The following is a 17,804-nucleotide window of genomic DNA, read 5'->3' on the forward strand; positions in this document are numbered from 1 at the left end:
AGCAAGGACTAGGATTTTTTTAAGCCGTTAACTGATTCAAAAACACTCTTGATTTCATCTGCCATTTTATCATTTGGCACAATGCCATCTTCTTCTCTTAGGTGGTCTTTAAAAGCCTTGGCTTGCTCATCTCCGAATAAAAGTTTTACAACTTTAGGAAAGACTTGACCTTGTCCTTCGTCAACTTCACCAATCAATTCCAACAATTCATAGTTGTTTAAACGACGCTCAGAAATTTCGAATTTAAAGCCTAACTTCGTTTCCCCTTTGAATGTTTTACTCATTTATTTTACGCTCCTTGAATGTATTCGTAGTGAGTGTTCTCACTGTTGTCTGGTAGTGCAGTGATCGTCAATTCATAGCCGATAGGTTCGCCGTCTTTATAGCTGATTTCGCCAATTTCGCTAACCTTACCACGAGGAATGACAACACGTTTCACATAGCTGTTTTTTAACAATGTATCGATAACCAAGCAATGTTCAGGCAATTCTTTACCATTAGCTTTTACAGTGATACCTGTTTCAAGGGTTCCTGAAACGTTATCTGGGCCATACACTTCTTTCAAAACTTCAATGTTAAGACCCTCAATCAATTTGTATTTAAAGGTATCTTTCTTTTCAGTTTGAGAAGACAAGACTGTTTGTCCTCCCCAAGCCTTGACTTCTTCTGACTCTGGTGAGTTCTCATTGGTCAATCCATCTTCTGAAATATACCCAAGCGTTTTAAATGCTGGGTTCAAGGCTGTTTTTGCATTCGTTGGAAGATCTGTTCCAGCTGGAGCAGTAGAAACCGCCCCTCCGATTTTGGGCTTAGCAGCCGTTACATTTGATGCTGATGCAGTCGTCATATTCTTTCCTCCTATTGATTCTGCATTTTGTGTTCTTACTTCTGTCGCTTCTAATTCTGGCGCCAAAACTACACCTCCTTTTTAAAAATAATTGATGTCATATACCGCTTGATAGCGATATTGCTTCGTTTCCGTGTCTGTAAAGTTGTAGTCACTATTGTGATGTACACCGCTAACTTCGTTGACTGTGATGAGATTCTCAACTACTCTCTTGACTTTCTCATTCAACTCAGCTGCCTTTTGAAGTGATGGTGCATAACTTTGAAAAGCGAATGTAGCGGAATGAACGTAGTCACTTCCACTACTCCCCGTCTTCTCAAGGATGACATAACTCTCAGGCATATTCGGTTTATGTTCAAAAAAAGACGGAACATCTAACTGTCCGTCCAAAAATTTCTTTATAACTAATTCGATCATCTCATAGCCTTCAGTAAAATATTATGTTTTTTATTTCTGGCTATGCTCTTGATGTCAGTTGTACTAATCTTCGCATTGGCACGCTTCTGCCCTGGCGATACGGTCAATTCAAACCCCTCGCCAGCTCTTTCAGCAATCCCTTGCCCTTTCTCCCTCAAAATGCCCTGCATTTCGGAAGAACGTAGCAAGGCAGACACCCCAGCCGAGTTCAATTGAAATTTCATATTACTCATAAACTTCAACCATAACCTTTCTATTCCAAGACAATGGAATCATTGACTCAATCCCCTCTTGAGGGATGCCAATCGTCCGCCATTTACGACCAAAAAACTTGACCTCACGGTTTTCCCACTTGTTAGTATCCCCTTTAGGAATACCGAGTGTATATTCCGCCTTCTTCCCAGTCAAGTTCATTTGATTGATGACGTCCTCTGATGAAGTTGGGGCAACCAATACATTTTGAACCTCAATCTCAACATCACGATGGATTGGATGGCCGAAATCGTCATTACCAATTTCTACCTTGTCCACTAAAATGACAGGGATTCCTTTTAGGTAGGTCATAAATTTCAATCGCTCCATATCGTTGTTTTTTCTTCAAACCAAGCCTTTTCAATTCGGTGTCCTTGATAAAGAGACCTCCCCCAGGCACAAGGTAAGAGCCACTAAACGAATAACCCAAGGCACTTTCAGCAACCTGAGTCATTGGTTCATGGTCTGTTGAGGTCATGAGGGTTCGTGCCACGATATCGACCGTGACAGACTTGGCAACACTAGCAAATGACACGCTTTCTGCCACCATATCGTCAAGGTCTCTACCGACTTTTTCAGCTTCCACTCGCAAAGAATTAGATACAACTTCCAACAAAGCCTCAGCCCTTGCACGCTCATCAAATTTCAACGAGCGCCACAACAATTCCAAGTCTTCAATCTTTGCAAAATTTCCCATAGCTTAACCCTTGTTTTCCTCGTATAAAGCTACCAAATCGGATTTTTTTAGACCCTTATCGTAATCAATGCCCAATTCATCCAAACTAGACTTCAATTCCGCTACGGTCAAATCCGCTCCGCTTGGTGCCGTATCTTCCACAGGCACCCAATCTCCGCCAAGAACACTCTCAGCGGAGATAATCACGCCCGTTTTCGTATCACGGTATAAAGCCATAAAACTTACGCTTTCACACGAGCAAAGGCATCTTCATCAAGAATACCCCAGCCGATAAAGGCTTCCGCACGCAAACAGATTTCGTTGTAGGCTTTAAGGTCACGACCTGCACCATCTGGATCACCGTATTCAATGATTTCCATTGGAATATTTTCAGCATAACCCCATTTGAAGCGGTTTTGGAAATCCCCTACAATAACGTGGTCTGTTTCAGCGGTACCACCAGTTACAGTGAGGTTTTTACTAATATCTGACTTCATGCCGTAGAATGAATCAGGATTTTGACCAAAGCGAAACTCAGGATATTGAACAACTCCGTTAACCTTAATTTTAGCCAAGTTTTGGCCTGCAGTTGGAGACAAGGCGAGGCCTGTCACTTCCCCACCTTTCGCTACAATCGTTTGAACTGCAGCATCAATATTATCATCGATATGCGCTTCATCATATGTAACAATATTACCAGTAATCACACCGTCAAATGAGTTTGTTGCACGGAAAGTTGCATCTGTCATGGATTTTGGTTCAAGACCGTGAATAGCAGCAAGATCAAATCCTTCAGCAATTTTTTTGGCGAATCCATCAATGTATTCTAACAAGAAATTCATTTGTTTTTCTTCTGATGCATATTTAAATTCATCTGTCATACGAGCTTGATAAACGAATTTAATGGGTTTAATAATTTTTGAAGTAATTTTAGCTTTCCCAGCTTGTTTTTGTTCACCCTCACCGACAATTTGCGCATTCCCTTCAAGGTTAAAGATGAATTGTTCCACACCGTTAAATGGGATTGGTGTTTGAGATGCTAGCTTAGCAAGGACAGAATGTCCCTGTACTTTACTAATAACTTCTTTAACTAGTTCTGGTTTAAAAAGTGTTCCAGCTTTCATTGCATTATCTGCCATAATTTCTATTCTCCTTTTGGTTGTAATTCACGAAGCATTTGCTTCATTTGCATAGTTTTGTCATCACCGATAGGGGGCTCCGTATCTCTTAGCGGTGCTTGAGGTATTGCTGGACGCATAAAGCCAGCTAGACGCTCAGCGTCAGCCCTCAATGCCTCTTCGTCAGCGCCTTGAATACGGTCAGCCAAGTCATAAGGCAAGCCATTTTGTAAAGCGATACGAGTTCGCAAGCTAGCAGTTTCATAATTGCTTACTTGCCCCTGCAATTCAGTGATTTGAGCGTCTGATTCGGCGATTGTCTGTTTTGTTTCCTCAACAGTAGCTTTCAAAGCGCCATTTTCAGACTCTAGTTCTGAAACACGTTTCTTGAGATCATCATAATCAGCGAATTTTTCACGCTCACGTCTGATACGTTCCTTCACGATGTTATCTAGCTCTTCCTGTGTTTCAATCGTTTTAAATTCAGACATCTTCATGTCTCCTTTCTCCTGCTTTCCCGGCAGTTCGGTAATTTTTTAGGCATCAAAAAAAGCAGTCTTTCAACCGCTCCTCTTAATAACTGATTTTTTGCTTTTTCTTAGGCTTAGTTGTCACACAAGCCCAATGCGCAAGCAAGGCGCTATCCATCAAAGAAATATCCATATCCGCAAAATGCGAGCGATAGCCAAACCCACCGTTTGAACCGATGTTCCGCTTCTCACAGTTGGTTGTGATTTTCTTCAAAGACGGTTGACCAGCATGGCACAAGGTCTTTTGATAAATCCCTTGTTCCCACATAGAGTTAGCCACGATGATTTCCTTGACCGTAGGCAATATCACGCTCTTCATGCGTTCCTTTTTCAACTCTTCATCAAGGATTTTCTGACCGCTTGCCCCATCGACTACGATAGTAGCCACATCGGCACGCTTCACAAAATCCAAAATCCAGTCATTCCCATTACGGACTGACTGACAGTCAATCGTCTCAACAAAAATCCGCTCATCTACCGTACGAACAGCAATACTTAATGCCACGTTTGCGCCATCTTGACCATATTTGACTCCGACAAACAACTTACCTGATAAATCAGGCATAGAGTCAACACACAACTCATTCCATTCCGTTTCCGAAATAGCAGATTTCTGGTTGTATTCAGGCCAATAACCCAAACGCTGAACATTATGGTCTAGCTTATCATCACCAAGCTCGGCTTCTATCTTCCGCTCATTCAAATGGTAGCCCATTGAGGGATTGGAGTTATACCAGGCATCGACATCATCGATTTCTTTTTCCTCAGAAACCGACCATTCTGCCCAACCTGAGTATTTTCCTTTCCCAAACAGGCAAGTCTTACGGTAATTTGTAAATACCGTCCCATTTGAAACAGGTGTAGGTGGTGTCCCACACATGATTGTGATTGGATTGCTACTATCCGTTACCGTATATTTCAAGGCCGATTCCTGCTCAGTCGTATATTCCTGAGCCTCATCGATTACAAGAAGGTCAAAACCTTCCCCCAAACCACCATTGGATGTTCTGGTACGAAATTGTACAATCCCACCGCCGTCAAACAGTTCAATCCGCTCTTGTCCTTTGGCTCGTATAGAGCTAAAGTGCTCACCGTCCACATATCCCATTTTTTCAAGGTAACGTTTAACCTTTTCAAAAGAGGAATGAGAGGTGGATATTCTATGAGCCGTGTGTAGGATGTTTAGTCCATTATGCAGGCCCCAAAGTTCAAAAAGGTACAAGAGTTCAGACTTCCCATTACGACGAGGAATAGAGTAGCCAAATTTTTGATGCACCCACAAACCATTCTTGTCAACCGCCATGATAGAGGTCAACAAATTGACTTGCCAAGCGTAGCAAGAAAGACCTGTCCGCTCGTAGATTTCTACCGCTTCTTTCGCCTTAGAATTTTTCTTGACGTACTTTAAAATTACCGATTGAGTAGGATTCTGATTGCCAAGTTTCTTTCTAGCCATCCACTGCTCCTTTCAATCGTACCGCATGATAACCCTATCGCTGGGATGATTTAATTGATTACGTTTAAAATATAGTTTTTAGCAACATCTAGCATTCCCAATGCCTGCAAACTACTATCCCAGCTATAGCCAAGATTTATCTCACCATCTTTATCCAAAGAAACTACCAACACCGAAGTGTAGTCATGACTAGCCTCAAGATTTTCCTCCAAAATTTCTTTCACGGAAGCACCGCGCTCCAGACTAGACTTTTTCTCTGAAAAATCAATCGTGTTTCCCATTGTTACTCCTTTCTAAGCATAAGAAAAGCACTTAGATTTCTCTAGGTGCTTAATACCAAGCAACTTGCCCTGATTCTTTCAAACTGCCGTCTTCATTTTTTAGATTTATGATGCATTTTGACACATAATCAAAACCATATTTCGGGGGATCATTTCGCTTTATCTCACGGGTAGAAGGGTTAAATTCAAAAATCTCCCTTCTACTCACATCACCCTCAGGAAAGACCTCGTAATGGTAAAAACCGTTCACAATTTCAATCAAATTAAATTTTAACATTATTCTTCCTTTCCAAATATCGAGTCAAAGCATTACCATAATTATATGTTTCATCTGTTTTAGCATGAGCAGTATCATAATCCATATTCCCTCTGACATACATATAATCATGCTCCAATCGCTCGTGTTTCAATAATATCAAATCATGTGATTGGATATCCTTACCAGTAATCAGACGCTCCCACGACTCTGCCATATTGACTTCTGGATGAAATAAGCTTTCCCCGTCTTTTAAAAGATGGATATCATTAAAAACATGATTAAAAGCAATATCAACATCTTCCTTGGTAAAGTCTTTCATTTCCTTAAACTTTCCAATGTTCGAGTAAATTTTTCGCTTCTCTAATTCTTGATTACTATTTTTTATTTTGTCATACGTAAGATAAGCGTGCTTTTCTGCTTTAATAAAATCTTTTGGCAAAATATCATCATTCGATTCATCACGAAAATAATTTCTTGCACCAGATTGAACAGGTAAGCCTACACCTTTTAATACTTCTATTTTAGCACTTTTTTGAGATTCTGCCCAACGTTTAGTATAAACATTCTGTTTCTTCCCATTACCAGGATGATAGTCAACAGTACACCGACAATTGCCATGCCGTCTATATATATCCTTGGGAACTTCTGGATAATTGTATGAACCCTCTAAACTCTTGCACCATTTGCACGGATGACCGACAACTCTTCGAACGATTTTCGGACTCAACCCCACTTTGTGATGGAACTCCGCATTTTTTCGAATGCTATCATCCACAATGCTCTGACTAAAATTTACAATCGGATCATCAAGCAACCATTTTACATCATCGAAATTTTCCTCACTTGCTAAACGATTGACCAGACCATCAATTCTGTCTTGATTCAGTTCAGGAACCTGAGCAGCTAACCCAATTTTAGCCTCAGAGTTCAAATTCTTCTGAACTTGTTCAGTATAATCACTCACAAGCTCGTAATTCCGCCCCAGAACGTCCGTCAGCACACGTTGAGCGATATTGTAATACATTTTACCGTCTGGTAGCGTTTCGTTCGTCAGAGAGGCTCCCAGAGCCTTAGAAAGTATCTCTCCAATTTCAATTGCATATTGATTGGCATCCAAATAACTTGCCTTGCTATGCTGCAATTTAGACAGCAAGTCTTTCAAGACCTCACTATCTAGCCTAGCACCTTCAAATTCAGACTTGATTTTCTTGAGCAGGCTCGGAACGATATCCTCCACCATCTGCAACCTCCTTCACTACTGGAGCAGGCTTGTCTGACCCTTTAATTCCAGTCAAGTCACGGATGGTTTCAGCATCCATATAGCCAGGCACCGCTTGGTTCAGTTTGATAACACCATCACCAATTAAGGTCAGCATGTTAGCATCCGCCTCAAACAAAGGCTCCCACTTCACGACCGTTTTATTGAACTGTTTCCTCAAATACGGAAACTCATCACGTAAACAAGTAGCCACATAAGCCACATTCAGCAAACCAGAGCCCAGAGAGCGCTGAGCCTTCCGACCAGCTAACCGCAAGTTCTCATGACTAGCCTTAATAGCTTCAACAGATGACGGATTGTCAGATACAAAGCCAAGATCATCTAAGGTCAAGCCCATCTCCCCAGCAAAGCCAGCAGCTGCAGTCCGTAACTGCTCAGTAAAAGGAGACATGCTGGATGTGGTGAATTGTCCTACATTCGGCTTATCTCCTTCATCATCTTTGGTAAAGGTCAGCAAGCTAGACACAGTTGCTTTCCAAGTATCAATCGCCTCAGCATCTTGACTCAATCCCAACACATACTTCTGAGGGAATGAATAGAACTCAGCAGTCACATCTGACCGTTCAAGCGTTCGTTTAGCGTATCTCTGATAGTACATCCCTGCCCGAGTAATTCGTGACCGACCAAACGGACGAACCGCATCAGGTCTATGAATGACTGGCACCAGCAAAGGAACACCCGTTGGATTTCCGATTGCAAACGGCTGACCATCTTTCGGATAGAACCAAGTCACATCACTAGTGAAGTAAGCCTCAAGCACGGCATAACCATTGTCATCCCTTTTCAAAACGGCATAGCCCTCTGTCAGCAAGCCAGTGATAGGATCCAGAACACCAGTCGCGTTGCTTGCCTCAATAACCTGCAACCGAGGAGCATCATCATCGTCTCCTTGCGAGATGTAGACAAAACAACACGACCCAATCAATGCTGAAAGGATCGCGCTATCAAAGAATACATCTGGATTGTTCTGAGCAAAGATTTCGTTTGCCCCAAACTCATCATTAGCAAACTCACGAAAGACCAAACGGTCTGCTAGACTATCAACACCTTTAGCAGCCCAACCTAAGACCGCCCGATATTGTTGCCTGATTTGAGGTGGTATCGTAATACCAACATCTATGTCATTGTGTTGCATAGCATACTGATTATATCTAGTATCTACACCCATTTTGTAATTGGCTAACTTCTTCCTGAGATAGCCCATACCTTTCAATGTCATTTTATACAACTACCTTTCATTTCCCGCGAGAAAAAATGTACAGTGACGGTGTGAAGCCCTGAAGCACCGAGGGGGAGGGGGTCATCCCCCCACCTTGGCAGGAACACTCGTCCTCTTTTTTAATCTCTGTCTAATTATTTTTTTAAAACACGGTCTATTTATTTTTTAAATGATTACTGATGGTTTTAATATTAACTCTTATATTTAAACCAATCTGTACTTTGTGGCAAGTTCCTATTACCGATAACCTTTGTTCCATTTGTCTTCTCATCAGCATATAGCTTGTCAGACTTCTGTCTATTGCATTGCCAATGTGCTAACTGCAAGTTAGCAATATCAGATGGATGTCCATTCTTATTTACTGGAACGATGTGGTCAATGACTGGACTTAATGGATGAGGATATCTCAGGTCTTTGTCTACAGGCTGGCCACATATCCCACAAGTGTTTCTTGTCTTTAAGATAATCTTCTTGTTCTTCTCAAAGGCTACTCTATGTGGTCCGCTACGGTCTGCACGGAGGGGGTTGGTATTCATCTAAGGAGGGGGTCCTTTCTTTTAGGGTAGGGGGGTTGGTGTTCTCAAATATACCCCCTCGGTATCTTTCAAAACAGGGGTGTTTTTAGTGCACCCACCCCCTCTTGTATTTAACATATCTTATATTTTGTGACTTTCGAGAGAACCTGCTTTAACTCAGTCTAGGCAATGCTTCAACTACATTTCTGATTTATTGAATTTACCGTTTCTCAATATGATAAATAGACATGCTTTTAATACGTAAAAGTAAGCATACTTTCATCTATTTCATCTTGATTATAGCCTATATAGTCCAATGTTATATCTGGTGCAGAGTGATTAAGTATCTGCATTAAGATAGCTATATTACCATTCTGTTTGTAGTGATGGTACCCAAATGTTTTTCTCATTGAGTGAGTACCAATATGTTCAAGTCCAGAATGATTTGCTGCATCATTTAGAAATTGATACACAGCTACTCTTCCTATATGCTTGATTCTAAGTCCATCGCCCCTAACTTTCTTCCGGCTCGGAAAGAGGTAGTCGTAACTTTCAAGATTATTTTCTTTTATGTAGCGATTCAAGGCTTTTCTTAACTCTGGGTTAACTGCGAACCTTCTTACTTTCCCTGTCTTTTTCTCTTTTATTTCTATTCTGTCTTGGGTAACATGTTTTACTTGGAGAGGAACAATATCGCTTACTCGTAAACCTGAGTATATCCCAAATAAAAAGAGAATATAGTTTCGTTCACTTTTTGATTTTAAATAATTTTTCATTCGTTCGATATCGTCTAAATCACGAATTGGTTCTACTTTCTTCATGTACCTCTCCTTTCTACATAAAAAGCCACTAGTCGTGGCATTGAATATGACAGTAGCTGGAATTGAACCAGCTGGTCTAGCAGTAAAACGCACGCTTGGTAAAAGTTTCAAGGAGACCCAAACAACCTGCTAACCTGTCCTTACTGTCTAAGAGGTCGAAACCTCTATATTTTTAGGAGTCCTCATGACTGTTCGTTGCCAATCATTGGATAATACTATTTTAGCACCTTTTTCCGTTCCAATTCTCCCAAGATTTTCCCAGATTTTTCCCAAGATTTTCCCAGAAATCACTTGTAAACCAGAAGGTTGCTTGCTTGATAGGACTCCGCGAACTCTAAAAGAGCTTTGTTTAATATCCGATAATACTCACTGGATGAGTAGCCTAGTTCTGAATAAATACTGTAGTCTTCCCTCCTTTTCTTCCTGCAATATCGTTCGATTAGGATACGTGTGTATTCCATATCAGAAAGATTGTTGATTGCTTTAGCGATTAGTTCTAGGTCCTGCTGAGCTGATACTCTACGCAAGACCATGCTTTCTACCTGCTTACTTGTCTGACCACTTGATGATTTTGGTTCAAGCGAGTAGGATATTGTTATTTTTGGAGCGTATTCTTCTCCAGCTATCCGTCTCAGACGACTGTATTTTTTAAGGACTTTGATAGCTTCCTTTCTTGTCTTCTTTTCATCGATGATATCCAATAACTCTATTTGCACACGAACTCCTCCTCATGATATAATAGTTATGCGAAACTATAACACGAGAAGTCAGCTGTGCTGGCTTTTTTCTTGCCTTGCTCCCTTTTTAGGTGTATACTGTATGTATACTAAATAAAGGAGAAACAAATGAATACTGTTAAAACTCGTAAGGTTGGGAACTCTGTCACTGTGACCATTCCCAAAACACTCAACGTTCCAGAAGGTCAGGAAATGTTTGTCTACAAGGGTGTAGATAATGTCATTGTCCTAGCTCCAAAAATTCCAGACCCATTTAGCGGCGATGCAGACCTACGCATGGAAGATGACTTCGAGGGGGTAAAATTCCTTGACAGCGAAATATGATTACATTCCAGAAAAACAGGACATCATCTGGATTGACTTTGACCCGTCTGTTGGGCGTGAGATTCAGAAACGCCGTCCTGCTATTGTCGTCTCTCGTAGAGAATATTCGGAGCGGACTGGATTTGTGGCTGTATGCCCTATTACACACGGTCAAAACAGACTAGAAGAACAAGGTCTGCTCGTTCCTGTGCGTTCCAATAAGGTAGATGGCTCTGTCAATCCACTCCAACTCTATACTTTTGACTTTAGAGAGCGCAGGGCTCAAAAAATCACAACCATGGATACAACCAGTTTTCAGAAGGTTGTCCAACTCTACAATTTCATCTTCGAAGCCTAGTCCTTATGGATTGGGCTTTTTTATTCCTCCAAAAATTCAGGGTTTTCGTAGATGTTGCCGATGACTTCTTCATGCTCAGTCCACGCATATCCTTCTCCCAAGTCTTTTAGGTATACAGCTGGCATTCCACCTATGAATGTACCACCATATTCTTTTTCTAAATACACTTCATGTGGACATCCTCTTGTGCATTTGATAATATCTCCGACAAAGACCTCTTTGCCGTTCTTATCCTTGAGTCCTGTTGATTGCATGATAGAGTCATAATCATCAAAATGTAACCACTTTTTTCTATCTTCAATCCAAATGACAGGACAAGTCCAGTTTTCATCATCTGTGTCACAATTGCCTACCATGACTTTGTAATTCATTTCTTTTCGCAGTCTATCCCACGCTCTAAATTTTGGTATCATAACATCACCTCATCCCCAACTTTCACTTTCTCATACACGTCCTTCGTAACCACGAACACCCCGTAGTCACGTATAGTAAGCGTGTATAGCTTCCCGTGCCGTCCTTTCTCAAGGACCTTGCCAAATATCTCAGCGCCTGCGTTATCAGCCTTATAGATAACCATCGGCTTCTTTTCTTCTAAATCTCGAATCCTGTCCATCTGCCAGATGTTTAGTCCAGCAGATAATAATATCCATATTGCGATAAATCTTTTCAATCTGTGACCTCCTGCCGTGGTTTAAAAGGCAATTCTTTTCTTGCTTCACTCATAATATAAAGATTGTCTGTTGGCAATGTTGCGAAGTATGTTCTCGATACTGCCGCTTGACAAAAAATCATTTCGTCAAAAACTAGCTGACATAACTCTACCAAACACTCTTCAATATCAAATACTTCGTCATCGTCTTCACTATCCATTTGCTCTTCATAAAACTCTGCAATTTCACAAGCTTTTCTGTACAATTTACCTGCAAACTCTCTTTTCATTTCTTCCATCACTCAACCTCCTCAATCTCAACACCTTCACAATTGAAAACCCATCCGAATCCAGCTTCTTCTAGTTCTTTACAGGTGTGATGTGCTCTGTGTCCGTCTGAATTATTTTTATCTGTGACCGTCCATATATCAGCATTTTTGTGATAGCTCAAAAAGCTCAGTGCGTTTACGATACCTTTCATCTTTACCCGATACCGCTTCTCTTCCTCGACATCGTAGCCGTCAAGCCATGCACGAGCAAGTGTTTCTTGATTGCATTCGTGATAAAACCATCTTTGAAGGTCCTCACTATCTTCATCATCTATAGACTTCATTAAATCTTGTAAGTCCCAATTATATTCTTTTGCTTCTTGAATATATTTATGAACACACTGCGGAACTTTGACTTTTTCTGGTTCGTCTAGTTGTTTGATTGTATCGATGATTCTGTCTACATCAATACAATTGATAAACCTACTTTTACTTTCTTTTAAGACGTTACAATAATCAATCAATTCCTTAAGTTTCATCTTAGCTTCCTCCATAAATCAAATAAACTGCAATAACTACCTGAGCCATGCTTGGCGAATAGCTAATCCAATCATCAAACTCCTTAGATTTTGGCAACCAATCCTTGGTAGCTCCCAAATCGTATTCTTTAGGTCTTTCATCAGCGAAGATACATTCCATCACTCCCATAAACGTCATGCCATCTTCTGTCATTTCCCAGAAATAATCCGCCCGGTCTTTTACCGCTTGTGGTAAATCTTGCTTGGGAGGTTTGGGTTTCCCGTCTTCTACCGTCCAGTTGTATACTTCATTAACTTTTTGCTTTAACTCTTCCATCATCTTCCAACTCCTCTACTTTCTGTCTTAATTCTTTATTCTTTTTCTTCAACAAATCGCGCTCCAGCGCTCTAATCCGTCTCTTGCGTGCATCGCACGGTTTCGAATACTCGATTATCTTCTCTTCGTTTTGCTCGATTGTGCGTTTCAGTCCTTCAATCTCAGCCTGTTTGTCATACTTCAACCAAACACCTCCCACTAAAACGGAAAATCATCTTCTTCAAGGGCGTATCCTGGCATTTGTTCCTCAATGTTCGAACGGTTAGCAGTATCATCACGCTTTTCAAGTCGCTCAAAACCATCTGCGACCACCTCAGTCAGATAGACCCTGCGCCCCTCCTGATTCTCATAATTCCTTGTCTGGATGCGCCCTGTCACACCGACCAGATTGCCTTTCTTGCACCATTCTGCGAACAGTTCCGCCTGCTTGCGCCACATCATACAGTTGATGAAGTCCGCCTCTCGCTCGCCGTTTGCTCCCTTGAAGTTCCGATTGACCGCCAGAGTAAAGGTAGCAACCGCCACATTCGACGGCGTATATTTTAATTCAGGGTCTTTCGTTAAGCGCCCTACCAATGTAACGTTATTGATCATCTTTCTTTTCCTTTCTTGCTGCACGTTCCCCTATTAAGTAGCCGAGAAATAACCACAGAATCGCCATTCCAAATTCTTTAATAAGTTCAATCATTTTCTTCTCCTCCTGAAAAAGTCGCTAAATAGTAACAATCCTTCGCACCATAGTCAAACCGTGTCGTCCGCTGACCAATGTGCTTCTGAAACCTTGGATGAGTGATAGCCGAGAAAGCCCACTGATGATCTTCCATTTGCTCAATGAGATCATCGACATTGTCAAACCTCCCAAGGAAAAACTTGCAGTGCCCGTTATAGACGAAGTAAAGATTTAACATCAATACCTCCTAAAATTTCATAAAAGCCATCCAGTGAGTTGTCCCACGCTGTTGCCCAAAAAGTGGTTGTTGTGGGACTAATTCCAAAATTTCCTTAACATTTACTTGAGCATCAGACCACTTGAAAATAAGTGTTCCTCCTGTTTTCAAAACCCTAAAACATTCTTCAAAACCTTGTTGTAAATCTAATCTCCAAGTCAACAAGTCTAGTTGTCCATATTGCGCACGCATGAATGATTTCTGGCCAGCCCATAAAAGGTGTGGCGGATCAAATACAACAAGGTTAAATGTTTCATCATCAAATGGCATATCTCGAAAATCTGCAACAATGTCTGGCTTAACGTTGATTTTCTTTTTGTGAATCTCAAATTCCTCTTCACGTCTATCCATGTATGTTGTGTGTGGTTCCTTTTTATTAAACCAAAACATTCGAGAGCCACAACACGCATCTAGTATTCTGATATCTTTCATCACTCCACCTCAACAGGGTAAAAGTTCCCAAAGCAACCCCTCAATGCCTTACCAACCTGTACGGCTGCCCCACGAGAAACAAACCGCATGGCTTTCTTCTCCTCAGAATATGAAATGTCCAAACCAGTCACTCCGATAACTGCGGACATCAGAAAGGGCTTATCCTCTCTTGTCCCATGTCTTAAAATAAACATCAGCCACCTCTATTTTCAAGCCTTTCAAGTAATTCACGTTTCCGTTTTTCAAGCTCTTCCTTGTCCTCCTCGCTCGTGGTATTCACATAGTTAGGTTGAGACCATTCAGGAACATTTGATTTTTGATTCCCTGACTGACCCTTGATTTTACTTTCTTTGTAGGCTCGCTCACGTTCATCGACTGCTGCAATCGTCAAGACTCCGTCTTTTTTCCAATTCGTCAAAATTGCTTTAATATAACTAAAATTCCGTTTACCATTGTCAGCAGCAAAACCAATTGCTTTCAGAACAACTTTCGCTTCCATTCCATCCAAAGTGATGAACTCTTTCAAGATTTCAAATTGAGTTCCATCTAACGGAGCAATACGAGATTGATATTCTTCCACGATGAGCTCGACTGGATTTTTATTTTTATTTTTATTTTTATTTTTATCTATATCTTTCTCTATCTCTATATCTATCTCTTTATCTATATCTATATCTCCGTTACACTTTGTTTCATCGGTGTTACAATGTAACACCTGTTTGTTCTCTCGAAACTTGCGAACCCTTCTGGCAGTTGCTGTTTCACTCCCAACCATCTCAGGAACTTGCTCTAAGAAATAGTCCCTGTCATTTTTTCTAGTCAACAATCCTTTGCTTTCTAAAAAAATCAATGTAATTTTAATATCTTCGACATTTTCGTCAATGACAAGAGCGATTTCTTCAGCTAGATTGTCAGCCAATCCATCGTAGTAAATATGCCCTCCGTCTTCCAAGCTAATTAACATCATTTTGAGATAAATGATGGTATGTGTATCTCCGCCAGCAATCTTGCGAAGTAGTTTCATCTCCTTTGACTTAAAGAAGTCCTGAGCAAGCTGGATCCAGAAATACCGCTTGTTTTTTAACGCCATAATTTCACACCCCATTTCCTACGGTTAGCGCGATACTTCATTCGCATATCCTCATAGATGTACCTGCCTTCCAGCTCCATTTTTTCAATCTTTAGCAGCTTATTTTTAAGCTCCACATCACGATAGTCCTTAGCTAGTTTTTTATAGTCTGTTAGGTATTCTTTGACTAGTAATAGATTTTTATAATCGTTTTCCCATGTCGTAATAAAATGTCTTGAAGTTGATTCCCTTCCTTCCAGTTCTTTAACAATCATAATCAGGTTATCCAGCGATTCAATCAATTCTTCCATTTCCTGACCTCATCATTACAAAAGTCTGATTGCAGACTGTTTCGGCTCTGGCAAGGCTAGAGGCTCAGGGCGCAATCCTGCAGGCGGTTCGTTGTCGTAGGTGAAACCCTTGAACTCTCTACGGATATTCTTGCGGATTTCTTGCCATTTATCCTCTCTACCACGTTCATAAGCTTGGTTATAGCCTTGGGTAATCATAGACGCAAATTCTTGCTCTTCTCGTCTTTCTTTTTCCTTACGCTCCTCTTGCAATTTGATATGACGGCAAAGCCCTGCAAATCCAATCAGCAAAGCTCCAACACCCATAAGCTGGTCTAAAATCGGTGGTTCAAACATTTTTTAATCTCCTTATGCTCTTAATTTTCGTACTTCTTTTTCTAATTCCAAAATTTCATAAACATCATTGATATCATACATAATATCTTTCCCTTGCTTACGAAATCTTAACCCTTTACGTTCTAATTTCTTAATATAGGCATGAGTAAAGCCAAACTTCTTCATCAAAGCCTGTTGATTGATTGGCATGCGATCATTCTCTAATTGCTCCTTGACCTGCTTTTCAGCAAAAGCCAATAATTGATTTGTGAACAATTCAGCACTTTCGCCGTCCAATCGTAATTGTAACGTTATACCTTCCATTTTCTACATCCTCTCAACTATGCGGGCAAGCATTTTTGTGATATAATGGTTTAAATTGTTTTAGTATGCGCCTGACTTCGTCAGGTGCTTTTTTGCGTTGTTGTCAAACTGTATTACTTTCCAGCGCTCTGAGTTCTATCTCATGGCTGACTTGTCTAAATAGCTTCTCACACGCTATTTTAGCTTCTCTGTACGTTGTAGATTCACTGAGTAACTATTTTTAAATTCCTTATTTGCCATCTCTTCCTCTCCTTTCTATTTTTCTCTCCTTTTTGCTATAATAAAAGCAGAAAGGAAGTGATCTAATGCCACAAATCACCAATGATAATGTCCAGATTTGGACACTCTATATCACAGTAATAATTGCAGTTATCGGTTTTGTTTTTAATACCATTTCACTCTGGCAAACAAAGAAAGCTACAGAGGATATGGCAAAGCCTTATATTAATGTTTATGTAGATGTCTATGCAGTTAAAAATCAACAACGTACCTTTGTTTTTAAAAACTTTGGCCAAACTCCAGCATATATAGATAATATTCAGATAGATGGCGAATTGGATCCATTGAATTCTGTACACCGCTTCAACTCACTTATCGGAAATATGATTGCCCCAGGACAAAAATTTACATCATCAATAGACCCAGATTATAAAGGTCGAATTACACTGACAATTACTTACTCCGATAGCAAGAAACACAAATATATAGACAAGTTTGTACTTGATGCTACATTGGCATCTGCAATGTTCTACACTGTAAACGAGAGCAATAAAAGCGATTCTCCAGCTACAGCTATCAGACAATCGACCATGGCTCTATTACGCGATCTACGATAGAACCATCTCCGAGCGATTTTACAGTTCAAACATCACGTAAGAATTCAATTTTTATCTCAACAGTTTCATCGTCAAGTGTATTGGCGATGATTTTATTTTTTGCGTCAATCGCTTCGTTCAAGTCTTTACAAGTTAATTCATAAAATACATTTACATTTGCATTCATCTCTTCCCCTCCTACTCCAGCACCTTACTGCCGACTACCAACCGTTTAACGACAACGTCCATCTCCTTAAACTCGGCATTCTCTGCACAGTAGCGGACGCTCTCACTGATGATGTGACAAATAGATACGCCGTACTCGTTCGCCAGCTCCGTAGCAATCTCCCAGGCGTCTCTGTCAATCCGTGTTACTTTTTGCGCTGCGTTATTCATACTATTTCCTCCTACAACATATCTTCTACCCTACACCCTAGCGCCTTGGCGATGACCACCGCCTGCGACAGCGTCACCGCCTTCAGGTCGTTCTCGATCCGTGACAAGGTCGTGTAGTCTATCAAGGTTCGCTTGGCAAGCTCACGCAAGCCCAGCTTTTGAGCCGTTCTCAGCTCCCTCATTTTCGCTCCATACATTGACTTTTTCCTTTCTACTAATAGGTCTTTTCAAAACTGTTGGTACTTGTCAACAGTTTTGATAGAATTATTCTATCGATTTTGAAAAAAGTTTGACCTTCTTTGATGTTAGGTGTTTTATTTCACTTTTCGTGAAGTCTGAGGTGTGAATATATCG

Annotated in this window: 37 protein-coding genes; 3 read left to right on the forward strand and 34 right to left on the reverse strand. The window is 40.7% G+C overall.

Going from position 1 to position 17,804, the window contains the following annotated elements; genetic code table 11:
- Positions 1–8: 8 nt before the first annotated feature.
- From OVN23_RS09940 to OVN23_RS10020, 17 genes are all read right to left on the reverse strand, one after another.
- The gene (locus OVN23_RS09940) at positions 9–284 is read right to left on the reverse strand and encodes a hypothetical protein (protein ID WP_050365284.1); all 276 of its coding nucleotides are present in this window, start codon (positions 282–284) and stop codon (positions 9–11) included.
- Positions 285–289: 5 nt separating this feature from the next.
- Positions 290–847 (reverse strand): phage tail protein, encoded by a 558-nt coding sequence (locus OVN23_RS09945; protein WP_173252970.1) that lies wholly within the window; start codon positions 845–847, stop codon positions 290–292.
- Between the two features lie 81 nt (positions 848–928).
- Entirely contained in the window at positions 929–1,264 is a 336-nt protein-coding gene (locus tag OVN23_RS09950) for a hypothetical protein (RefSeq protein ID WP_173252924.1), read from the reverse strand.
- Positions 1,261–1,497, reverse strand: coding sequence for a hypothetical protein (locus OVN23_RS09955; protein ID WP_173252926.1), 237 nt, complete (start codon positions 1,495–1,497; stop codon positions 1,261–1,263). Before OVN23_RS09955 ends, OVN23_RS09950 begins: the two co-directional genes overlap by 4 nt.
- Positions 1,490–1,828 (reverse strand): hypothetical protein, encoded by a 339-nt coding sequence (locus tag OVN23_RS09960; RefSeq protein ID WP_000221695.1) that lies wholly within the window; start codon positions 1,826–1,828, stop codon positions 1,490–1,492. The genes OVN23_RS09955 and OVN23_RS09960 overlap by 8 nt, the downstream gene beginning before the upstream one ends.
- A complete protein-coding gene (locus OVN23_RS09965; RefSeq protein ID WP_173252928.1) occupies positions 1,773–2,213 on the reverse strand; it encodes a phage Gp19/Gp15/Gp42 family protein in 441 nt (146 codons plus the stop codon). The genes OVN23_RS09960 and OVN23_RS09965 overlap by 56 nt, the downstream gene beginning before the upstream one ends.
- A 3-nt stretch (positions 2,214–2,216) precedes the next feature.
- Positions 2,217–2,429, reverse strand: a complete 213-nt coding sequence (locus tag OVN23_RS09970; protein ID WP_173252930.1) for a HeH/LEM domain-containing protein — start codon at positions 2,427–2,429, stop codon at positions 2,217–2,219.
- 5 nt (positions 2,430–2,434) lie between these two features.
- Positions 2,435–3,331 carry a phage major capsid protein gene (locus OVN23_RS09975; RefSeq protein WP_173252932.1) on the reverse strand — a complete coding sequence of 299 codons (897 nt, stop codon included), beginning with the start codon at positions 3,329–3,331 and terminating at the stop codon, positions 2,435–2,437.
- A 5-nt stretch (positions 3,332–3,336) separates the two neighbouring features.
- On the reverse strand, positions 3,337–3,801 hold the full coding sequence (locus tag OVN23_RS09980; RefSeq protein WP_173252934.1) for a DUF4355 domain-containing protein: 465 nt from the start codon (positions 3,799–3,801) through the stop codon (positions 3,337–3,339).
- An 82-nt stretch (positions 3,802–3,883) separates the two neighbouring features.
- A complete protein-coding gene (locus OVN23_RS09985) occupies positions 3,884–5,296 on the reverse strand; it encodes a terminase large subunit (protein WP_050216383.1) in 1,413 nt (470 codons plus the stop codon).
- Positions 5,297–5,346: 50 nt separating this feature from the next.
- On the reverse strand, positions 5,347–5,577 hold the full coding sequence (locus tag OVN23_RS09990; protein WP_050216382.1) for a hypothetical protein: 231 nt from the start codon (positions 5,575–5,577) through the stop codon (positions 5,347–5,349).
- Between the two features lie 49 nt (positions 5,578–5,626).
- Entirely contained in the window at positions 5,627–5,854 is a 228-nt protein-coding gene (locus OVN23_RS09995) for a hypothetical protein (RefSeq protein WP_173252935.1), read from the reverse strand.
- Positions 5,841–7,076 carry a hypothetical protein gene (locus tag OVN23_RS10000; RefSeq protein WP_240149601.1) on the reverse strand — a complete coding sequence of 412 codons (1,236 nt, stop codon included), beginning with the start codon at positions 7,074–7,076 and terminating at the stop codon, positions 5,841–5,843. Before OVN23_RS10000 ends, OVN23_RS09995 begins: the two co-directional genes overlap by 14 nt.
- Positions 7,030–8,334 carry a hypothetical protein gene (locus tag OVN23_RS10005; protein ID WP_173252937.1) on the reverse strand — a complete coding sequence of 435 codons (1,305 nt, stop codon included), beginning with the start codon at positions 8,332–8,334 and terminating at the stop codon, positions 7,030–7,032. Before OVN23_RS10005 ends, OVN23_RS10000 begins: the two co-directional genes overlap by 47 nt.
- Before the next feature lie 191 nt (positions 8,335–8,525).
- Positions 8,526–8,870 (reverse strand): HNH endonuclease, encoded by a 345-nt coding sequence (locus tag OVN23_RS10010; protein ID WP_050228905.1) that lies wholly within the window; start codon positions 8,868–8,870, stop codon positions 8,526–8,528.
- A gap of 233 nt (positions 8,871–9,103) precedes the next feature.
- Positions 9,104–9,670, reverse strand: a complete 567-nt coding sequence (locus tag OVN23_RS10015) for a site-specific integrase (protein WP_138700361.1) — start codon at positions 9,668–9,670, stop codon at positions 9,104–9,106.
- Between the two features lie 287 nt (positions 9,671–9,957).
- The gene (locus OVN23_RS10020; RefSeq protein WP_023940104.1) at positions 9,958–10,386 is read right to left on the reverse strand and encodes an ArpU family phage packaging/lysis transcriptional regulator; all 429 of its coding nucleotides are present in this window, start codon (positions 10,384–10,386) and stop codon (positions 9,958–9,960) included.
- A 129-nt stretch (positions 10,387–10,515) separates the two neighbouring features.
- On the opposite strand from OVN23_RS10020, the gene mazE reads away from it, so the two are divergent.
- Together mazE and OVN23_RS10030 are read left to right on the forward strand one after the other, a co-directional pair.
- On the forward strand, positions 10,516–10,731 hold the full coding sequence (gene mazE / locus OVN23_RS10025; RefSeq protein ID WP_001098945.1) for a type II toxin-antitoxin system PemI/MazE family antitoxin: 216 nt from the start codon (positions 10,516–10,518) through the stop codon (positions 10,729–10,731).
- Positions 10,715–11,068 (forward strand): type II toxin-antitoxin system PemK/MazF family toxin, encoded by a 354-nt coding sequence (locus OVN23_RS10030; protein ID WP_138706349.1) that lies wholly within the window; start codon positions 10,715–10,717, stop codon positions 11,066–11,068. Before mazE ends, OVN23_RS10030 begins: the two co-directional genes overlap by 17 nt.
- Positions 11,069–11,088: 20 nt before the next feature.
- On the opposite strand, the gene OVN23_RS10035 is transcribed toward OVN23_RS10030, so the two are convergent.
- From OVN23_RS10035 to OVN23_RS10100, 14 genes are all read right to left on the reverse strand, one after another.
- Entirely contained in the window at positions 11,089–11,481 is a 393-nt protein-coding gene (locus OVN23_RS10035) for a YopX family protein (protein ID WP_172922637.1), read from the reverse strand.
- Positions 11,478–11,738 carry a DUF1372 family protein gene (locus OVN23_RS10040; RefSeq protein ID WP_173218430.1) on the reverse strand — a complete coding sequence of 87 codons (261 nt, stop codon included), beginning with the start codon at positions 11,736–11,738 and terminating at the stop codon, positions 11,478–11,480. Before OVN23_RS10040 ends, OVN23_RS10035 begins: the two co-directional genes overlap by 4 nt.
- Positions 11,735–12,016 carry a hypothetical protein gene (locus OVN23_RS10045; RefSeq protein WP_267241044.1) on the reverse strand — a complete coding sequence of 94 codons (282 nt, stop codon included), beginning with the start codon at positions 12,014–12,016 and terminating at the stop codon, positions 11,735–11,737. Before OVN23_RS10045 ends, OVN23_RS10040 begins: the two co-directional genes overlap by 4 nt.
- On the reverse strand, positions 12,016–12,525 hold the full coding sequence (locus OVN23_RS10050; RefSeq protein WP_173218427.1) for a DUF1642 domain-containing protein: 510 nt from the start codon (positions 12,523–12,525) through the stop codon (positions 12,016–12,018). The genes OVN23_RS10045 and OVN23_RS10050 overlap by 1 nt, the downstream gene beginning before the upstream one ends.
- A gap of 1 nt (position 12,526) precedes the next feature.
- Entirely contained in the window at positions 12,527–12,844 is a 318-nt protein-coding gene (locus OVN23_RS10055) for a hypothetical protein (protein WP_173218425.1), read from the reverse strand.
- Positions 12,816–13,025, reverse strand: a complete 210-nt coding sequence (locus OVN23_RS10060) for a hypothetical protein (RefSeq protein WP_173218423.1) — start codon at positions 13,023–13,025, stop codon at positions 12,816–12,818. Before OVN23_RS10060 ends, OVN23_RS10055 begins: the two co-directional genes overlap by 29 nt.
- A 14-nt stretch (positions 13,026–13,039) precedes the next feature.
- Positions 13,040–13,435 (reverse strand): single-stranded DNA-binding protein, encoded by a 396-nt coding sequence (ssb, locus tag OVN23_RS10065; RefSeq protein ID WP_000609557.1) that lies wholly within the window; start codon positions 13,433–13,435, stop codon positions 13,040–13,042.
- 86 nt (positions 13,436–13,521) lie between these two features.
- Entirely contained in the window at positions 13,522–13,749 is a 228-nt protein-coding gene (locus tag OVN23_RS10070) for a hypothetical protein (protein ID WP_173218421.1), read from the reverse strand.
- Between the two features lie 9 nt (positions 13,750–13,758).
- Positions 13,759–14,220, reverse strand: a complete 462-nt coding sequence (locus tag OVN23_RS10075; protein WP_173218419.1) for a class I SAM-dependent methyltransferase — start codon at positions 14,218–14,220, stop codon at positions 13,759–13,761.
- Entirely contained in the window at positions 14,220–14,414 is a 195-nt protein-coding gene (locus tag OVN23_RS10080; RefSeq protein ID WP_173218417.1) for a hypothetical protein, read from the reverse strand. The genes OVN23_RS10075 and OVN23_RS10080 overlap by 1 nt, the downstream gene beginning before the upstream one ends.
- On the reverse strand, positions 14,414–15,310 hold the full coding sequence (locus OVN23_RS10085) for a phage replisome organizer N-terminal domain-containing protein (protein WP_173218415.1): 897 nt from the start codon (positions 15,308–15,310) through the stop codon (positions 14,414–14,416). Before OVN23_RS10085 ends, OVN23_RS10080 begins: the two co-directional genes overlap by 1 nt.
- Complete coding sequence (locus OVN23_RS10090; protein WP_267241046.1) at positions 15,301–15,600, reverse strand: hypothetical protein; 300 nt, start codon at positions 15,598–15,600, stop codon at positions 15,301–15,303. Before OVN23_RS10090 ends, OVN23_RS10085 begins: the two co-directional genes overlap by 10 nt.
- 15 nt (positions 15,601–15,615) lie before the next feature.
- Positions 15,616–15,936: a hypothetical protein gene (locus tag OVN23_RS10095; protein WP_138700194.1), complete on the reverse strand. Its 321-nt coding sequence runs from the start codon at positions 15,934–15,936 to the stop codon at positions 15,616–15,618.
- Between the two features lie 12 nt (positions 15,937–15,948).
- On the reverse strand, positions 15,949–16,239 hold the full coding sequence (locus OVN23_RS10100; RefSeq protein WP_267241047.1) for a hypothetical protein: 291 nt from the start codon (positions 16,237–16,239) through the stop codon (positions 15,949–15,951).
- Between the two features lie 305 nt (positions 16,240–16,544).
- Here OVN23_RS10100 and OVN23_RS10105 point away from each other — a divergent pair, with 305 nt between their 5' ends.
- Complete coding sequence (locus OVN23_RS10105) at positions 16,545–17,075, forward strand: hypothetical protein (RefSeq protein WP_001135683.1); 531 nt, start codon at positions 16,545–16,547, stop codon at positions 17,073–17,075.
- Between the two features lie 25 nt (positions 17,076–17,100).
- On the opposite strand, the gene OVN23_RS10110 is transcribed toward OVN23_RS10105, so the two are convergent.
- From OVN23_RS10110 to OVN23_RS10120, 3 genes are read right to left on the reverse strand one after another with little or no spacing between them, the layout of a single operon-like run.
- Positions 17,101–17,241: a hypothetical protein gene (locus tag OVN23_RS10110; RefSeq protein ID WP_000993373.1), complete on the reverse strand. Its 141-nt coding sequence runs from the start codon at positions 17,239–17,241 to the stop codon at positions 17,101–17,103.
- A gap of 11 nt (positions 17,242–17,252) precedes the next feature.
- Positions 17,253–17,450 carry a hypothetical protein gene (locus OVN23_RS10115; protein WP_001057655.1) on the reverse strand — a complete coding sequence of 66 codons (198 nt, stop codon included), beginning with the start codon at positions 17,448–17,450 and terminating at the stop codon, positions 17,253–17,255.
- An 11-nt stretch (positions 17,451–17,461) separates the two neighbouring features.
- Positions 17,462–17,647 (reverse strand): helix-turn-helix domain-containing protein, encoded by a 186-nt coding sequence (locus OVN23_RS10120; RefSeq protein WP_000274132.1) that lies wholly within the window; start codon positions 17,645–17,647, stop codon positions 17,462–17,464.
- Positions 17,648–17,804 lie beyond the last annotated feature (157 nt).

Source organism: Streptococcus sp. Marseille-Q6488, assembly GCF_946902925.1.
Lineage (GTDB): Bacteria > Bacillota > Bacilli > Lactobacillales > Streptococcaceae > Streptococcus.

Coding starts and splice junctions, on each gene's coding strand:
- OVN23_RS10045 (WP_267241044.1), bottom strand. CDS start 12,016: ATGGAAGAAATGAAAAGAGAGTTTGCAGGTAAATTGTACAGAAAAGCT.
- OVN23_RS10050 (WP_173218427.1), bottom strand. CDS start 12,525: ATGAAACTTAAGGAATTGATTGATTATTGTAACGTCTTAAAAGAAAGT.
- mazE (WP_001098945.1), top strand. CDS start 10,516: ATGAATACTGTTAAAACTCGTAAGGTTGGGAACTCTGTCACTGTGACC.
- OVN23_RS10070 (WP_173218421.1), bottom strand. CDS start 13,749: ATGTTAAATCTTTACTTCGTCTATAACGGGCACTGCAAGTTTTTCCTT.
- OVN23_RS10015 (WP_138700361.1), bottom strand. CDS start 9,670: ATGAAGAAAGTAGAACCAATTCGTGATTTAGACGATATCGAACGAATG.
- OVN23_RS10080 (WP_173218417.1), bottom strand. CDS start 14,414: ATGTTTATTTTAAGACATGGGACAAGAGAGGATAAGCCCTTTCTGATG.
- OVN23_RS10075 (WP_173218419.1), bottom strand. CDS start 14,220: ATGAAAGATATCAGAATACTAGATGCGTGTTGTGGCTCTCGAATGTTT.
- OVN23_RS09945 (WP_173252970.1), bottom strand. CDS start 847: ATGACGACTGCATCAGCATCAAATGTAACGGCTGCTAAGCCCAAAATC.
- OVN23_RS09980 (WP_173252934.1), bottom strand. CDS start 3,801: ATGTCTGAATTTAAAACGATTGAAACACAGGAAGAGCTAGATAACATC.
- OVN23_RS09960 (WP_000221695.1), bottom strand. CDS start 1,828: ATGACCTACCTAAAAGGAATCCCTGTCATTTTAGTGGACAAGGTAGAA.
- OVN23_RS10090 (WP_267241046.1), bottom strand. CDS start 15,600: ATGGAAGAATTGATTGAATCGCTGGATAACCTGATTATGATTGTTAAA.
- OVN23_RS09970 (WP_173252930.1), bottom strand. CDS start 2,429: ATGGCTTTATACCGTGATACGAAAACGGGCGTGATTATCTCCGCTGAG.
- OVN23_RS10010 (WP_050228905.1), bottom strand. CDS start 8,870: ATGAATACCAACCCCCTCCGTGCAGACCGTAGCGGACCACATAGAGTA.
- OVN23_RS10055 (WP_173218425.1), bottom strand. CDS start 12,844: ATGATGGAAGAGTTAAAGCAAAAAGTTAATGAAGTATACAACTGGACG.
- OVN23_RS10035 (WP_172922637.1), bottom strand. CDS start 11,481: ATGATACCAAAATTTAGAGCGTGGGATAGACTGCGAAAAGAAATGAAT.
- OVN23_RS09950 (WP_173252924.1), bottom strand. CDS start 1,264: ATGATCGAATTAGTTATAAAGAAATTTTTGGACGGACAGTTAGATGTT.
- OVN23_RS10000 (WP_240149601.1), bottom strand. CDS start 7,076: ATGGTGGAGGATATCGTTCCGAGCCTGCTCAAGAAAATCAAGTCTGAA.
- OVN23_RS09940 (WP_050365284.1), bottom strand. CDS start 284: ATGAGTAAAACATTCAAAGGGGAAACGAAGTTAGGCTTTAAATTCGAA.
- OVN23_RS09995 (WP_173252935.1), bottom strand. CDS start 5,854: ATGTTAAAATTTAATTTGATTGAAATTGTGAACGGTTTTTACCATTAC.
- OVN23_RS09990 (WP_050216382.1), bottom strand. CDS start 5,577: ATGGGAAACACGATTGATTTTTCAGAGAAAAAGTCTAGTCTGGAGCGC.
- ssb (WP_000609557.1), bottom strand. CDS start 13,435: ATGATCAATAACGTTACATTGGTAGGGCGCTTAACGAAAGACCCTGAA.
- OVN23_RS10105 (WP_001135683.1), top strand. CDS start 16,545: ATGCCACAAATCACCAATGATAATGTCCAGATTTGGACACTCTATATC.
- OVN23_RS09975 (WP_173252932.1), bottom strand. CDS start 3,331: ATGGCAGATAATGCAATGAAAGCTGGAACACTTTTTAAACCAGAACTA.
- OVN23_RS09955 (WP_173252926.1), bottom strand. CDS start 1,497: ATGAGTAATATGAAATTTCAATTGAACTCGGCTGGGGTGTCTGCCTTG.
- OVN23_RS10120 (WP_000274132.1), bottom strand. CDS start 17,647: ATGTATGGAGCGAAAATGAGGGAGCTGAGAACGGCTCAAAAGCTGGGC.
- OVN23_RS09985 (WP_050216383.1), bottom strand. CDS start 5,296: ATGGCTAGAAAGAAACTTGGCAATCAGAATCCTACTCAATCGGTAATT.
- OVN23_RS10085 (WP_173218415.1), bottom strand. CDS start 15,310: ATGGCGTTAAAAAACAAGCGGTATTTCTGGATCCAGCTTGCTCAGGAC.
- OVN23_RS10100 (WP_267241047.1), bottom strand. CDS start 16,239: ATGGAAGGTATAACGTTACAATTACGATTGGACGGCGAAAGTGCTGAA.
- OVN23_RS09965 (WP_173252928.1), bottom strand. CDS start 2,213: ATGGGAAATTTTGCAAAGATTGAAGACTTGGAATTGTTGTGGCGCTCG.
- OVN23_RS10095 (WP_138700194.1), bottom strand. CDS start 15,936: ATGTTTGAACCACCGATTTTAGACCAGCTTATGGGTGTTGGAGCTTTG.
- OVN23_RS10005 (WP_173252937.1), bottom strand. CDS start 8,334: ATGACATTGAAAGGTATGGGCTATCTCAGGAAGAAGTTAGCCAATTAC.
- OVN23_RS10110 (WP_000993373.1), bottom strand. CDS start 17,241: ATGAATGCAAATGTAAATGTATTTTATGAATTAACTTGTAAAGACTTG.
- OVN23_RS10115 (WP_001057655.1), bottom strand. CDS start 17,450: ATGAATAACGCAGCGCAAAAAGTAACACGGATTGACAGAGACGCCTGG.